The organism is Pseudomonas sp. GL_091, assembly GCF_057837725.1.
The window spans coordinates 3,542,381-3,556,713 of record NZ_CM174451.1; the positions used below are offsets into that span (position 1 = coordinate 3,542,381).

The window sequence follows — 14,333 nt, forward strand, 5'->3', positions numbered from 1 at the left end:
TCTCGTTATGGTTAAGGTGCGGCAGTGAATAACTGGCATTCATGACTTCTTTTTCTTATGCGTTGACCTGGCGCGAAGCGAGCAGTCGCTTGAACAGCGACTTGCGCTTGTGCGGCGTCGGTTGCGCCAGGTTCTGAGTGATCCGGTCGAGCATCATCGCCAGCAACACGATGGCGATACCGCCCACCGCCGCACGGCCCACGTCCATCCGTCCCAGGCCTTGCAACACCACCAGGCCAAGGCCTTCGGCACCGATCATCGCCACCACCACGGACATCACCATGGCGGTGAGCACCGTCTGGTTCAGCCCGCCGAGAATGGTCGGGATCGCCAAGGGCAACTGGATTTCCCAGAGCAATTGGCGACGGTCGGCGCCAAAGGCCTGGCCTGCTTCGACCAGTTCGGTTTCGACCATGCGGATGCCCAGGTAGGTAAAGCGGATCAGCGGCGGGCAGGCAGAAATCACCACCGCCACTTCGCCCGACACGGTGCCGACGCCAAACAGCATCACCACCGGCACCAGGTACACGAAGGTCGGCGTGGTCTGCATGATGTCGAGGATCGGTCGCATCACGGCCCAGACCCGTTCACTGCGGGCGCACCAAACCCCCACCGGAATGCCGATGACCATGCAGATCACAATCGCTGTGGTGATCAGCGAGAGGGTGGTCATTGCCTCGTCCCATACCCCCAGCGTGGCGATGATCACCAGGGCAATGGCACTGAACAGCGCCACCCCCAGGCTGGCGGCGCGGTAAGCGATAAGGAACATCAGCAGCACCATCACCGGGAACGGAATGGCGTGGATCACCGTGTCGCTCAACGTCAGCAAGTGCTCCACCGGCCAGCGAATGGCCTGGAACATCGGGCGAAAATGAATGCCCAGCCACTCGACACTCTGGCTGATCCATTGGTCCACGGGGAAAACAGCGAGGTCTTCTGAACTAAGCATGGTGTGCAACCTCCGAGACGAAAGGGCGAGTGGACGGGGGGCTGGAAGGGAGGCCGGCGATGCAATCGAGGATGTGGGCGCTGCTCAGGGTGCCGATAAACACACCGTCAGTATCGACCACCGCGACCGGCAAGCCGGGTTTGAGCAGCCGTGCCACTTCCACCAACTTGGCGCTGGCCGGCACGCTGACAAACTGCAGCGACAGGCGTTGCTGCGCATCCGCGCCACCGCCCACCGCCAGCAGTGCACGGGAATCCAGCACGCCAATCGCCTTGCCGGCAGCATTGAGTACAAACGCGCTGGCGCTTTCATTGCCGACGATGCGGATGTCGTCCTGGACCAGTAGGGTGCCGGCTTGCTCCATGATTGAGCGCGCATCGAAAAGCCGCGAGCGATCCACCTCGCGGGTGAATCCGGCCACGTAGTCGCTGCCGGGGTTGGCGACGATTTCCTGGGGCGTGCCTTCGCGCACCACTTGGCCGTCCGCCATGATCGCAATGCGCGTGCCGAGTTTCAGCGCCTCCTGGAAGTCGTGGGTAATGAATAAAATGGTTTTTTTCAGGGTGCGTTGCAGGCGCAGCAGTTCGTCCTGCATTTCCGTGCGGATCAACGGGTCGAGGGCGCTGAAGGCTTCGTCCATGATCAACACATCGGCGTCGGTGGTCAGGGCGCGGGCCAGGCCAACCCGCTGGCGCATGCCGCCAGACAGTTCATGGGGGTGATGATCGGCCCACTTGGCCAGGCCGACGATGGCCAGCACTTCCTCGGCACGCTTGCGCCGCTGGGCGGCAGGCACACCGCGCAGCTTGAGACCGAACTCGGTGTTTTCGATCACGGTCTTGTTTGGCAGAAGGGCGAAGTGCTGGAACACCATGGAGATGCGCGTTCGTCGCACCTCTCGCAACTCGCTTTCGCTCAAGGCCACCAGGTCTTTGCCATCGAGCAGGATCTTGCCGGCCGTGGGTTCGTTCAAGCGGTTGATGCAGCGGGCCAGGGTGGATTTCCCTGAGCCAGAGAGGCCCATGATCATGTAGATCGCACCGCTGGGAATAGACAGCGACACGTTGTTGAGGCCGACCACCGTCGCGGTCTCGGCCAGGATCCGGTCTTTGCTGGCGCCCGCGCTCAAGAGCTGCATGGCTTTGTCGGGGGTCGAGGAGAAGACCTTGTAGAGGTTCTCAATCTTCAGTCGTTCGCTCACCAATTGCCTCCAATTGTTGTTTTTCAATCTGTGGAAAATTTCATGAAGAGAAATTTTTTGGGCTTCTGGCAGTTAAATGTTCTCGCAAGGACTACGTGTGAAAAGGTGCAATCTTAAAAAAAATCTTATCGTTGTACGGGGCACTTACAGCATGAGCGGTGTGGCGAGTGCAAGGTTGAGACGTCAGCCGGTAGCAGAATCTGCCGTTCCCATGCTTTCCCGTGCTTTACGGGCGACGCGGAAGGCTTCGACACCCGCCGGCACCCCGCAGTACACCGCGATCTGTATCAGCGCGCAGCGCAGTTCCTCGTCATTGAGACCGTTGCGAATGGCCCCGCAGAAGTGCGTGGCAAACTCGTCCATGCGGCCCAGCGCCGCGAGCATGCCGAGATTCAGCAGGCTGCGTTGCTTGAGGTCCAGGCCGTCATCGGTCCAGACCATGCCCCAGCAGTATTCGTTGAGCACGTCCTGGAACGGCCGGGAGAAATCATCGGCCTTGCCCAGCGCCTGGTCGACGTAAGCATTCCCCAGGACTTGACGGCGAACCGTTTCTCCCTGGGCCTGCAATGACTTATCCATGCTGTACCTCCGCTTCATCAGTCAGAAAATCGCGCATCAGATTCGCCACCAGTTGCGGCGCTTCAATGAGAATGCAGTGGCGCAACCCCGGGAGGATTTTCAGTTGCGAGCCGTGGATGCGCTCGTGCATGAAGACCGCCATTCTCGGGTTGGAACCCGCATCGTCGGCACCGGTGGCAATCAGCGTCGGACAGCGAATCCGCTGGAGCTGGTCGCCGAAATCCGACTCCGCCAACACCCGATACGCCGCCGCATAACAACCGGGATCATTGTTGGCGTTCAGCTGCCGCAGACGGCTGACGGCTTCAGGGTGACGCGCCTGAAAGTCCTCGGTCAGCCAGCGCGACAGCGATGCTTCGTAATGCGCTACCGGTTCGCCGGCTTGCAAGGCCGCCAGACGTGTCTGGACCCGTTCGCGTTCCTGCGCAGTACGCCCGGCGACCGTCGACAACAACACCAGACGCTGAACCCGCGCCGGGTGGGTCAGCGCCAGGCGCTGGGCGATCAAACCACCCAGCGAGAAGCCCGCCAGGTCGAAGCGCTTGAAGCCAACGTGATCGGCCAGGGCCAGTGTTTCGCCCACCAGGTGATCGATCTCATAGCGCCCCGGGGTACGGGAGGAGTGGCCGTGGCCACGCAGGTCGAAGGTGAGGATGGTGAACTGGTCTTTCAATCCGTTCACCACATCACCCCATGCTTCAAGGCTTGAACCAACGCCATGAATGCACACCAGGGGTCGCGGCCCATGGCCATCGAGGCGATAGTTGAGCGTGACGTTGGCCACGCTCAATTGTTGTGCCTGGCTCATGGCGCTTACCCCGCGACCTTGGCGTGGCGTTTGGCACGTTCGCGTTCGGCGAACACCGGCATCACTTCATCGATGAACAGGCGCAGGGTCTGCTTCTGCAATTCGAACGGCAGGTTGAAGGTGAGCCCCAGGCAATACTGATCGACGCCAGCGGCTTCGTAGTCGAGCAGCTTTTCGATGATTTCCTCCGGAGTGCCGAACATCAGGTTGCGCCGAATGTTTTCCGGGTTGTAGTTCTCCTTGCCCCGCACGGCTTCAAAGGGCACCGGCTCCGGGAAGCCGTTGTGCACGGTGCCGACGTTCTGCATGAGGTTTTCGAAGGCGCGGCCAAAGTCCATGCTGTGCTTGACCGGCAGTTCCCAGTCCTGCGGTTTGGCGTAGACGCAGGTGCGGCGCTGCATCATGAACCGCGGACGCGGTACATGGGGGTTGTCGGCCACGGCTTTGTTGAACTTCTCGCCCAGCACGGCGATTTCTGCCGCCGGGGCCGAGAGCGGGGTGGAGAGAATGTTGGCGCCGATGCTCACGGCCCAATCGAAGGTGCCTGGATCCCGTGCGGCCACCCAGATACGTGGGTGATCCTTTTGCAACGGCTTGGGCACGGCGGCCGTCAGCGGAAACTTCCAATAGTGACCGTCATGGGCGTAATCGCCGGCCCAGAGTTTTTGCACCGCTGGCACCAGTTCCTTCATATAGCCCACGCCTTCCTGCTGTTGCAGGCCGGGGGTCATGCGGTCGAACTCGTATTGATAAGAGCCGCGGGCGATACCGAACTCCAAGCGGCCCTTGGTCAGGTGATCACACAGCGCAGCTTCACCGGCCAGGCGGATCGGGTGCCAGTAGGCGGCGGCGAGGGTCGCGGTGCCCAGGCGAATGCGCTCGGTGTGCTGGGCCAGCCACACCAGGGTCTGGAACGGGTTGGGGGCGATGGTGCATTCGAGGGTGTGGTGCTCCGAGGTCCACAGGGTTTCGAAGCCGCCCTCATCGGCGATCTTGGCCAGTTCCAGCAGGTTGGCCATGACGGTCTGCATTGGCATGTCGGGCGAAAAGCGTTCCATGCTCAGGGATACGGCAAATTTCATAAGGTGCTCCTTGAATAATCAGCGCAGGCGAATGACGAAGGGGTCTTGCATCTCGCCGGAGTAGTCGATGACCACGTTCTTGGCCCGGGAAAACTCGCGCATCACGTCAAAGCCGCCGCGCCGGCCGTAACCGCTCTGCTTGAAGCCGCCATTGGCGGACATGTAGGCCGAACTGCGGTAGGTGTTGATCCACACCGTGCCGGCGTCGATGCGGTTGGCGAAACGCATGGCGCGATCTATGTTCTGGGTCCAGATGCCGGAAGCCAGGCCGTAATGGGTGTCGTTGGCCAGGCCGATCATTTGTTCTTCCGAGGTGAACGGCATGACACCGACCACCGGCCCGAACAACTCGTCGCGCATGAACGGCATGTCGTTGCTGGCGTTAGCCATCACCGTCGGTTCGAAGTACCAGCCCTCGGACAGGTTCGAGGCGTTGGGACGTTTGCCGCCGATGGCCACTTGCGCGCCCTGTTTTGCGCCGCTGGCGATGTAACCCTCGAGCTTTTGCAACTGGGCTTGCAACGCCAGCGGACCGATATCGGTGTGCGCTTCCATGGGGTGGCCGACGGTGATGCATTGGGTACGCGCCACCAGTGCTTCCACGAACTTGTCGTAGATCGGCGCCTCGACGAAGCAGCGCGAGCCGGCGACGCAACTTTGCCCGGCCGCGGCGAAGATGCCGGAGACCACGCCGTTGACCGCCTTGTCGATATCGACGTCGGCAAACACCACGTGGGGTGACTTGCCGCCCAGCTCCATCTGGCACGGCACCAGGTTGTTGGCCGCATTGCCGGCGATGCGTCGGCCGGTGTCGGTGCTGCCGGTGAACACGTATTTCGCGATGTCCGGGTGGCGAGTCAGCGCATCGCCAGTGACGGCGCCGTTACCGGTGACGACATTGACTACGCCGGCAGGGAAGCCCGCTTCAATCACCAGTTCGGCCAAGGCCAGGGTGGAGGCGCTGGCATGTTCCGACGGCTTGATCACCACGGTGTTACCAATCGCCAGGCACGGCGCCAAGGTGCCGGTGAGCAGCATCAGCGGTGAGTTCCACGGGGTGATCATGCCGATGACCCCCAGCGGTTCGCGGGTGCTGTAATTGAGCTGATTGAGCTTGTTGACCGGGATGGTTTCGCCTTGCAGTTTGTCGGCCATGCCGGCGAAGTAGATATAAGCGTCGGGCAGGGCGCTCATCTGGGCACGCATTTCCCGCAGCAGCTTGCCGTTGTCGCGGGTTTCCAGCAGGGCCAGTTCTTCGGCGTTTTCGGCCACCAGTTGCGCCAGGCGATACAACAACTTGCCCCGAGCGGTGGGCGTCATGTTGCGCCATTGCGGGTCGTGGAAAGTTTTTTGCGCCGATGCGACAGCGCGAGCCACATCGCTGGCATCGGCCTGGGCGAATTGGTACCAGGCCTGGCCGGTGGAGGGGTCGAAACTGTCGACCCAGGTTTCGCTGGCAGGCGCGACGAACCGGCCATCGATAAACAGGTTAAGGCGGTTGCCCTCAAGGGTGCTGACCGTGGTTTTCATGGAAGAGTCCTGTGGATGCGTGTCAAAGGAATTCGGCAGTCAGTGCGCTGTTCTCGATCATCGCCACCCGCCCGCTGGCGGCGGAGCCGGTGTAGATGCCGAACTGCTGGTTCTGGCGCTCGCGGGCATAGCGGCGCACCACCGAGCGCAGTTCGTTGACCGGCATCAACTCGATGGGCAAATCGTCGAGGGGGAAGAAGCGCAAGGTGTCGGGCAGCTCGACATCAAGGCTGTCTAGTTGGGCGCGGTAAATCAGGTAACCCGGGTCGGTGTCGTCGACATCGAACGCCGAATACAGAAAGGTCGATTCCAGTTCCACCGGCAGCGAGCTCTGGCCGGCATCAATGAAGCCTTTGCGCTTGCCGGCTACGGGCAGGGTCCAGCCGCCTTGGCCATCGGCGCGAAACAGGATCGCGTCGCCGGCTTCGATCAGGTAGCCAATGATCATCTTGTGCGAGTCCAGCCAACTGGCGGGTAGCGGGTCCTGGATGTTCCCGTAGCGGCCTCGGCAAAAACACAGCGGCAACTTGGGGCTGGTGCCGAAGGCGCGGACCTGGCCGATCAGCACCAGGTGGTCACCGGCTTCAATGCGCTGGTGCACGCTGCAATCGAACCACGTCAGGCTGTCGGTGAGGATCGGCGCGCCGGTGTGGACCGTGTCGTGGTTGACGGTCTGGAATTTGTCTGGCGACTTGGAGGCAAAGGTGCCCGAGACGTCCACTTGCCCTTCATGCAGCAGGTTCACGGCAAACTGTTCGCTGGCGGCGAACGCGGCGTAGCTGGCCGCCGATTTGCCGACACACACCAGCAGCAGCGGTGGGTCGAGGGAAACCGAGGTGAATGAGTTGGCCGTCATGCCCCGTGGATTGCCTTCGGCGTCATGGGTGGTGATGACGGTGACGCCGGTCACGAAGGTGCCGAAGGCCTGGCGCAAGGCGCCGGGATCGACGGCTGCGACGTTGGCATTGATCACGGTGCTGGGCATCGGAGTACTCCTGTTTCTTTTTGTTTGGAACAAGCCTACGGGGAAGCAAAACCGTGGGCTTGCGTCGATCAAGAGGAAGTTCTATGGAAATTTTGCTGCGTTAAGAAGGAAGGATCAGTCCTTGAGTTGTTCCGCTTCCATCTCCGCCATGTCTTGATAGCGGTCGGCAATCCTTGGGTGCGCGCGGGAGCCGTCGGAGGCGCCGATGGCGATCAGCACTTCGTCCGGCCCCGGTGCATCGGCGATCTGGAAGTTGGCGGTCAGGAAGTGCGAGCGCTTACCGGTTTCGCTTTTGTGCACCATCGGCAACGAGAGCAGGGCGCCCGGAGCGTTGCGGGTGTTGGTGAAACTCAGGTAGGCGGTGCCTTGTACGGCGTCGCGGAACAGGTTGCCGAAGCGCAGGGTGTGGATCAGCCCCGAGGCGTGTTCGATCTCACCGTTGACCCCGACGGCGGCGGCCTTGCCAAAGGCTTCGACCTTGTCGCCCGGCATCAGGGCCGTCAGGCGGCGGGTCATTTCATAGCCCAGGCCCGGCGCCAGGCGCAGGATCTCCGGGCGCAGGTTTTCGACGAAGCCCTGGCCAGCCCAAGGGTTCTTCAACACGGCGGCCACCACGATCAGGGTGATCGGCTTGCCGGCGTCTTTGCCGCCTTCGATATAGGTTTCTTCGATAACGGTGCAGTATTTCCTGACGCCCAGATTTTCCAGATTCATGATGACTCGTCGCCCTTGTGGCTGTTGGTTGTGGCCTTAGGCTAGGAGCAAAGGGAAAGAGCGTCTTCCTTGGTTTCGCAGTGAAATTTCGTTGGACATTGCTCTGAAACGGCGCAAGTATCCGGCGGGCCTGGCAGGCAAGTTGGCTGCCTTGACCTTTATGTTCAGGTGAGCGCCTTGAATCGAGAAATGCAGATACTGTCGTTGCGCGATGTGGCGAGTCAGATCAACTCCGGCGGTGATCTGCAATCGATGCTGCACCAGTTGGTCTACGCCAGTTGCCGGCATACCCACTGGACCATGAGTTCGATCATGGCCATCGATATGGAAGCAGGTTTTGGCCACGTCATCGCCCGCCATGACCCGACCCTGGTGCAGCGGCCGCTGGTGGACTGCTGGGAGCTGTCATCCAGCCCGGTAATGACCGCCTTGCAGCGCAATGAACCGGTGTTCATCCGAGACGTGCGCGAATGCGAGTACCCCGGTTATCGCCACGAATCCCTGGAGCGGGATTACCGCACGGTGATGGTGATGCCGATGAACTGCACCGACTTCGATGGCCGGCCCATGGTGCTCAGCGTGATTTCCCGCACGCTCATGGACGTATCGGAGGAAGACCGGGTATTCCTCGGCATGATCATCCACCTGGGTGCCATCGCCGTGGAACGCCAGCGTCAACTGGAAGCCGAGCGTCGCGCGGCCGAGCGCATGCAACAAGCATTGCATGTGCACACCACCTTGTTGGAACACGTGCTGGGCGGTGGTTCGGTGACCTCATTGGCGTTGATGGTCGGCAACCAATTGCCCAACCCGGTGATTGCCGTGGACTTCACTGCCAACCAGGTGGTCGCCGGTCGTTCGCCGGACACTGCATTGTTCGATGATGCCGCCTGGCAGTCGGCGGTCGCCGGTGTGCTGGGTGTGCAGATCTCCAAAGCGACTCATGAAAGCCTGCGCAGTGCCTTGCGTAGCACGGTCAACTTGTTTCTCGACGACGGCCAGCGCCAGTTCACGTTGCGGGCGCAGATCGAGCCGTTGATGGTCGATCAAGAATTGGTGGGGGCGCTGGTGTTGTTCCCGGTAGCTGCGCCGCTCAACGAACTGGACCTGTTGATGCTGGAAAGCGCCAAGTTCGCCTTGAGCGTGCAGATGATGCGTAGTTTTATCCGCTTTCGCTTCGAAACCCGGACCCAGACCGAGCTTCTGTTCGAAGTGCTCGAAGGCCGCTGGCGCGACGCCGATGACATCCAGCAGCGGGCCCAGCGTCTGGGTTTCGGCTTCAACACCGCGCAACAGATGATCATTGTCGATTATGGCGACAAGGCGCGGGAGGCGAAGAATCTGCACCATAACGTCGACCGTATTCTGCAGAGAGCAGGCATCCAATCGACGGTAATCATTGTCGACAACGGTCTGGTGTGCCTCGTACCGTTAGAAGCAGAGAAAGGCCGTGAGCGGTTGGCCAAGCTCAAGCGCCAGATTGTCGATGACCTGGCGCACTACCTGGGGAGCGAACCGATTCTACTGACCAGTGGCGTTTGCAGGGTACTCAGCGATTACCCGGCCGCTTGGGAACGATGCCGGCGGCTGATCGAAATCGCCCGTTCGTTTGGCCGCCGCGGGCCGATTTCCGATCAGGACTTCGGGCCGATCCCAATCTTTGTGGCGGCGGTGGGTGGGGAGGATGTTCGCACTTTCGTCAACGAAAGCGTGGGCGCGATGTTGGCCCATGACCGCAAGCATCAAACGCCTTATCTGGAAACACTGACTGTGTATCTGCGCGAAAGCTGCCGTAGCCAGGCCTGTGCGGATGCGATGGGGGTGCATGTGACAACGCTCAGATATCGCCTCGCACGGATTCAGGAACTATTCGGCATTGATGTCGAGACACCGGAGCGGCGGTTTGCAACGGAGTTGGCAATTCACCTACAACAGGTAATTGATAACTAGGATGACATTTTTAAGTTAAATAAACCTATCAGTGAGGGCAGGGGAGAGAGCTTTAGAAATTGGCGATACCTCACGAGATAGCGCTCGACGTACTCGTCTCTCACAGTGATCTTGGCTGCTTTGTTGCCTTTACCAACGACGTGGAACCACCAATTTTTAGCTCGTGGAATAGCTCAAAGGTGTCGAACAGCGGCTGAGGTAACAGGTGAGCGTTTTATGAGTTAAGGATTGTGGGGCTTAAAGTTAAATCAACTAAATGGTTGTTTAGTTGAGTTATAACTGTTTCTTATTTAAGGAGGAGGGTAGCTCATTCTTGAACGCTATCTTCCAAAAATGATAGATATCGCTCAAGGTGAGAAACTCGGTAACTACTTCTAAGTGAAGAACATCAATGGATCACTTCCCAGGCTGGACGCTTGAAAGCGCTCACAGCTACCTGAAAGCAGCCGAGCTGCCGGATGCGCAACATCTACCTCACGTGGCACAAGTCAATGCAGCGATCGGTATGAAGATCCTGCTAAAGAGCTTTCTTTCTATTCCTGACCTGAACCAGGGAGCGACTGGTGAAACCTAGGTCCTTGATAAGGATGCCATCAAGGCGGCTCACAAACGCCTTCAGGACTCGGGGAAAACCGACCGTAACCAAAGTCTTGATGGGCATGATTTGTTGACGCTGTTTCATGCCGTTCCTGAACAGATCCGGCGAAGCCTGGCACTGGACAGCCAAGCAGATTGCTTTGAAAGATATCGAAGCGTGTTCACCAACAGCCGGTATCCATACGAGTCCAACAGCGCAAAATATTCTGACCCGATTCTGATGAGGATGCTGCGGTGGACCTTGGCCAACGTGATTGGTTATCACAAAGAGCGCGGTTCGCAGGATGCATTCATTGTGAGTTACATCGCCAGACAGCAAACTGGATCAGGTGATGCGTAAGAGGCCGTGCCTGCCTTCAAAATCTGACCACCAGAGCGTCCCAGATCCGTATGTGGCGGTACGCATAATGTATATTATGTTAAATGATATGTTGAAGCAGATCCCCGCTTCATGCCTGCCTTAGTCGCCCGAACTAAAAGTCCAAAAAAACTTGCGACTCCGCAAAATTGAAACTATTTGCCCCACGCCGCCCTTGAAATCCGTTCCTTTCGAGTAAATTTGAAATTCTCGTGTAAATAATTCCGCAAATATGAAACTCTCGGGAGCTGCAATGAACTTCCCTCTGTCCAGCAATACCTCAAGAGTTTTGTACACCGAACTGATTCTCGAAATTTTCAGCATGTAAAACTCAAAACTGGTATCGCCGTTGCCGCTTTTGTATTTCCCTTCCGCGATTTCATGACGCGGTCAGCTTGCGTTGACCATAACTGTCCTGTCAGTGCGCAAAAATCAGTGTACGTCTGGACCTGGTGTTGACTGCCTACTTCAAATGACGGATCGTGTCTTTTTGCTCAATGGATCCGACTATGGCAGCGCATCGGGATACCGCCTTTCGGGAGCAACAGATGCTCAAGCTCGCAAAGAAAGCCATCCTCGACAGTGGTGACTTTCTTCCTCAGGACCAAATTGCTCAGCGACTCGGCCTACCCCCTACGACACTAAAGGCGGCGCTGGATGAGTGGGAAATTGAAGGACATATTTTTTCAATTCAGGACTCAGGCTGCTCATTGTTTCCAACGTATGTCTTTCAGGACCGCACTGAGCATGGGCCTATGCCTGAACTGAAGGCGATACTCGATGTGCTGAGAACGAAAAAAGATGGGTGGGGAATCGCATTTTGGTTCGCCTCCAGTAATGGATACATCGGAGGCTGTCGACCGCAGGATGTGCTTTTTTCCGATGCCGGTAAGCTACTGCTCGCAGCTACGGACGAGGTGTCAGGCATTACCCATGGATAGATCAAGCGCCATTCCAGTACCGCATTGGTCCATCTATGTCTCGCGCCCCTCAGCCGCTGTTCGACACCATCGAGTGCTTCCACGAGCTCAATTTTCTTCAGCTCAGTAAGGACCGTCTCACTTTCCAGCAATACAGATTTTACGTATTTCTTTCATTACTGCCTCTCGTGAGCGCTGGGTACGGGGGCTTGATTGCTGCGCTCGTCGTATGATCACCGGCAGCCATGAAGTGCTTAAACAAGCGCTACTGGCCAATTCGCCTAGGTTCATATGGAGCCCAATAAGGTATAGAAGCGAGCAGTAACGGTACCCTCCTCCACGGATTGAATCTGCAAAAACGTCTTCTTTGGGGCGAAGACGGCCCGTCCGTACACCGAACTGAAGTCTCTTCACGAAATAGAATCCCCTTCAAGTTTCCAGCTGAAAAACGATCCTTGGACTTCGAGTGTAAAAGAAAGGCGGCAGTTGGCTGAATTCAACAGAGCGGTGGATCACAGTGTTCCAAAACAGGCGGTCGTTTTGGTCATTTGGCCAAGAACGATATGGTCTGGTAATGGATAAAAAACACATCAAAAAACGGCCAGCAGTTGCTGGCGATAACTTTTCGAGAAGCTTATTTGATAAGTCGATATGGGGGCCAAATCGACCTGCGATAAAAACTTCTGCGCTGTAGCGGTAGGCGTTGAGCTTCCTGGTTCTCCAGGGAGAGTCTGCACGGATCTATCCAACTCACCGTCTATTGAGCAAGGTTCAAATTCAGATGCACTTACAGCGCAGACAACAGCCAAATCATCCGGCAAATCATCGGCGATGCGCTGGGAGAATCGCTTCAGTGTCGGCTCTGCCAAGACGAACAGCCAAGCCTGATCGTCAATCTCGCCCATACGGCGAAGGACTCTTCCCAAGACTTGGCGGTAATGCAGTTCAGTACGAATTCGACTGAGGTAGCAGCAAACCTGGAGCCGAGGGATATCAGTTCCCTCGCTGATCATTCCCACAGCAACAATCCAACGGCAGTCACTATTTTTGAACCCGTTGATTACCAGCTGCGCATCTGGGGTTCTGGTGGTCACGACTTGGAAGCTTTCGCCCTTGCCCTTCAGCGCCAAAGCAACTTGGTGGGCATGTTCGATATTCGTAGCAACAACCAAGCCCGCGGCATTCGGTTTGAGCATTCGCACTTCATCGAGTTTCTTGCTTCCCAGATCGAGCAACTGGTTGAGCGCGTCCTCATGACAAACCAGGTCTTCGTATGAGACCGGAGATTCACGCAGCAGCTTAGCGATGCTGGGAAAAAGTTTGACGGTGCTATCGTTCGCGAAATCCTCTTTGAGCCTCAGCATCTGGTTATCTACCAGAACGATGCGAGGCGACCGGCAAACCCCGTCGGAAATGGCTTCTTTGAGGCCGTAGCGATAGTCGCAAATCAATCGGCCTTCCGGGTTGGAGTAACGAGCCAGCGCAATGCCTCTGTCATCGGAACGCCATGGTGTGCCCGATAGTGCCAAGGTAAAGGCCGCACGATCCTGCATTTTCAAAAGAATTTGTTGCCCCCAAGCGTTGCTCAAAAGCGGATCGTATCCGGAGCAGTGATGGATCTCGTCGAATACTGCAAACACGCGGTAGTCGTCGAAAAGCCGCCAGAAGGCTTCATCCTGGTGTTCCATTGCTTGATAGGTACTCGCGGCTCCTACGGCACCGATAAGTCCATCCAGGCGCCTCCCCAATACTGCAGAGAATGTCGAGCGAAAGCCGTCGACGACTTGGCATGACGGAGCAAAACAGAGCACGAGATCAATCTTGCCCTGCTCCAACAGTTGTCGAGCCAGCTCCGCGGCCATTCGTGTCTTTCCTGCCCCTGGAGTGGCTTGACAGAAGAAGTGCGGCGTTCTGGTGTAGTGTTCCAGTGCAACGTCAATGCATTGGCTCTGCCATTTTCTCGGCGATGCTTTCATCGTGCGGACATGACTGTCTTGAGCGTCTTTTCGACAGCTCGGAGGTGTCCTAGAAGACGGGAGCTTCGGTCTCTAGCTTCGAAATACTCACCTTCGACTTGGTCTTTCAGGTGCGGCATTTCGTCGAGCAGTTGCTTATAACGCTCCGCTTCCCCCATGGAGGAAAGGAAGTCGAGCCGAATCTCTTTGAGGATGGATTCCAGATGCTCGATAACATCTGTCCCAGGCTGCTCTGAGTCGATGCTTTGAGGGGGTTGTTGTAGCGGTTTATTCACCGACTTAACACTGTTCTCATACCCATTATCGATGAGCTCCACTTGCAGGTTCGCTGGAATACTCTGCCAGTGATAGATCTGACCTCGCTTTTGTCGTTTTTCATCCTGTATGACCCATCCGGCACGCAGCATGCGTCGGATCTGCTCATAGACATATCTGCGCAGGTCGCTGCTGTTGAAAGTCCTACTCGCCAGGTGAGCTGCGTACGCATTGCGTAAATCCTGGGTCGTAAACTGGCGTAGGTGCCCCTGCTGAAACAGGTCGTAAAGCCGCCTGTCGACGATGAATGAATCGGATTTCATGCAGGCACCTGGTAGGGAAATTCGCGGAGCGATCAAAATGCGGATTATAATCCGTGGTTGATTCATCCGCAAACGCAGGATAGTGCCGCCTCAGTGGGAACCG

Annotated in this window: 13 protein-coding genes and 1 pseudogene; 3 read left to right on the forward strand and 11 right to left on the reverse strand. The window is 57.7% G+C overall.

Annotated elements, in window-relative coordinates; genetic code table 11:
• Positions 1–55: 55 nt before the first annotated feature.
• The 8 genes from AC3ITY_RS16180 to AC3ITY_RS16215 all read right to left on the reverse strand — a co-directional run bounded on the left by AC3ITY_RS16180 (position 56) and on the right by AC3ITY_RS16215 (position 7,851).
• A complete protein-coding gene (locus AC3ITY_RS16180) occupies positions 56–952 on the reverse strand; it encodes an ABC transporter permease (RefSeq protein WP_489310699.1) in 897 nt (298 codons plus the stop codon).
• A complete protein-coding gene (locus tag AC3ITY_RS16185) occupies positions 945–2,153 on the reverse strand; it encodes a quaternary amine ABC transporter ATP-binding protein (protein WP_489310701.1) in 1,209 nt (402 codons plus the stop codon). The genes AC3ITY_RS16180 and AC3ITY_RS16185 overlap by 8 nt, the downstream gene beginning before the upstream one ends.
• Positions 2,154–2,336: 183 nt before the next feature.
• Positions 2,337–2,732 carry a carboxymuconolactone decarboxylase family protein gene (locus AC3ITY_RS16190; RefSeq protein ID WP_489310703.1) on the reverse strand — a complete coding sequence of 132 codons (396 nt, stop codon included), beginning with the start codon at positions 2,730–2,732 and terminating at the stop codon, positions 2,337–2,339.
• A complete protein-coding gene (locus AC3ITY_RS16195; RefSeq protein ID WP_489310705.1) occupies positions 2,725–3,540 on the reverse strand; it encodes an alpha/beta fold hydrolase in 816 nt (271 codons plus the stop codon). Before AC3ITY_RS16195 ends, AC3ITY_RS16190 begins: the two co-directional genes overlap by 8 nt.
• Positions 3,541–3,545: 5 nt before the next feature.
• Positions 3,546–4,622 (reverse strand): LLM class flavin-dependent oxidoreductase, encoded by a 1,077-nt coding sequence (locus tag AC3ITY_RS16200; protein WP_489310707.1) that lies wholly within the window; start codon positions 4,620–4,622, stop codon positions 3,546–3,548.
• Positions 4,623–4,640: 18 nt separating this feature from the next.
• Complete coding sequence (locus AC3ITY_RS16205; RefSeq protein WP_489310709.1) at positions 4,641–6,152, reverse strand: aldehyde dehydrogenase; 1,512 nt, start codon at positions 6,150–6,152, stop codon at positions 4,641–4,643.
• A gap of 22 nt (positions 6,153–6,174) precedes the next feature.
• A complete protein-coding gene (locus AC3ITY_RS16210; RefSeq protein ID WP_489310711.1) occupies positions 6,175–7,137 on the reverse strand; it encodes a flavin reductase in 963 nt (320 codons plus the stop codon).
• A gap of 114 nt (positions 7,138–7,251) precedes the next feature.
• The gene (locus tag AC3ITY_RS16215) at positions 7,252–7,851 is read right to left on the reverse strand and encodes an amino acid synthesis family protein (RefSeq protein WP_489310713.1); all 600 of its coding nucleotides are present in this window, start codon (positions 7,849–7,851) and stop codon (positions 7,252–7,254) included.
• A 168-nt stretch (positions 7,852–8,019) separates the two neighbouring features.
• Between AC3ITY_RS16215 and AC3ITY_RS16220 the strand changes: the two genes are divergently transcribed.
• On the forward strand, positions 8,020–9,801 hold the full coding sequence (locus AC3ITY_RS16220) for a helix-turn-helix domain-containing protein (RefSeq protein WP_489310715.1): 1,782 nt from the start codon (positions 8,020–8,022) through the stop codon (positions 9,799–9,801).
• A gap of 32 nt (positions 9,802–9,833) precedes the next feature.
• Here the strand turns inward: AC3ITY_RS16220 and AC3ITY_RS16225 are convergent.
• A pseudogene (locus AC3ITY_RS16225) lies at positions 9,834–9,956 on the reverse strand (site-specific integrase); the annotation flags it as partial.
• A gap of 236 nt (positions 9,957–10,192) precedes the next feature.
• On the opposite strand from AC3ITY_RS16225, the gene AC3ITY_RS16230 reads away from it, so the two are divergent.
• Both AC3ITY_RS16230 and AC3ITY_RS16235 read left to right on the forward strand, forming a co-directional pair.
• The gene (locus tag AC3ITY_RS16230) at positions 10,193–10,375 is read left to right on the forward strand and encodes a hypothetical protein (protein WP_489310717.1); all 183 of its coding nucleotides are present in this window, start codon (positions 10,193–10,195) and stop codon (positions 10,373–10,375) included.
• A 929-nt stretch (positions 10,376–11,304) separates the two neighbouring features.
• Positions 11,305–11,697: a hypothetical protein gene (locus AC3ITY_RS16235; RefSeq protein ID WP_489310719.1), complete on the forward strand. Its 393-nt coding sequence runs from the start codon at positions 11,305–11,307 to the stop codon at positions 11,695–11,697.
• A 569-nt stretch (positions 11,698–12,266) separates the two neighbouring features.
• Here AC3ITY_RS16235 and AC3ITY_RS16240 read toward each other — a convergent pair.
• Together AC3ITY_RS16240 and AC3ITY_RS16245 are read right to left on the reverse strand one after the other, a co-directional pair.
• Positions 12,267–13,652, reverse strand: coding sequence for a DEAD/DEAH box helicase (locus AC3ITY_RS16240; protein WP_489310721.1), 1,386 nt, complete (start codon positions 13,650–13,652; stop codon positions 12,267–12,269).
• Entirely contained in the window at positions 13,649–14,230 is a 582-nt protein-coding gene (locus AC3ITY_RS16245) for a hypothetical protein (RefSeq protein WP_489310723.1), read from the reverse strand. Before AC3ITY_RS16245 ends, AC3ITY_RS16240 begins: the two co-directional genes overlap by 4 nt.
• Between the last annotated feature and the right edge of the window lie 103 nt (positions 14,231–14,333).

What these genes read in the sequence shown, in the direction of transcription:
- AC3ITY_RS16180 (WP_489310699.1), bottom strand. Translation starts at nt 952, where the DNA reads ATGCTTAGTTCAGAAGACCTCGCTGTTTTCCCCGTGGACCAATGGATC.
- AC3ITY_RS16190 (WP_489310703.1), bottom strand. Translation starts at nt 2,732, where the DNA reads ATGGATAAGTCATTGCAGGCCCAGGGAGAAACGGTTCGCCGTCAAGTC.
- AC3ITY_RS16195 (WP_489310705.1), bottom strand. Translation starts at nt 3,540, where the DNA reads ATGAGCCAGGCACAACAATTGAGCGTGGCCAACGTCACGCTCAACTAT.
- AC3ITY_RS16200 (WP_489310707.1), bottom strand. Translation starts at nt 4,622, where the DNA reads ATGAAATTTGCCGTATCCCTGAGCATGGAACGCTTTTCGCCCGACATG.
- AC3ITY_RS16205 (WP_489310709.1), bottom strand. Translation starts at nt 6,152, where the DNA reads ATGAAAACCACGGTCAGCACCCTTGAGGGCAACCGCCTTAACCTGTTT.
- AC3ITY_RS16210 (WP_489310711.1), bottom strand. Translation starts at nt 7,137, where the DNA reads ATGCCCAGCACCGTGATCAATGCCAACGTCGCAGCCGTCGATCCCGGC.
- AC3ITY_RS16215 (WP_489310713.1), bottom strand. Translation starts at nt 7,851, where the DNA reads ATGAATCTGGAAAATCTGGGCGTCAGGAAATACTGCACCGTTATCGAA.
- AC3ITY_RS16230 (WP_489310717.1), top strand. Translation starts at nt 10,193, where the DNA reads ATGGATCACTTCCCAGGCTGGACGCTTGAAAGCGCTCACAGCTACCTG.
- AC3ITY_RS16235 (WP_489310719.1), top strand. Translation starts at nt 11,305, where the DNA reads ATGCTCAAGCTCGCAAAGAAAGCCATCCTCGACAGTGGTGACTTTCTT.
- AC3ITY_RS16240 (WP_489310721.1), bottom strand. Translation starts at nt 13,652, where the DNA reads ATGAAAGCATCGCCGAGAAAATGGCAGAGCCAATGCATTGACGTTGCA.
- AC3ITY_RS16245 (WP_489310723.1), bottom strand. Translation starts at nt 14,230, where the DNA reads ATGAAATCCGATTCATTCATCGTCGACAGGCGGCTTTACGACCTGTTT.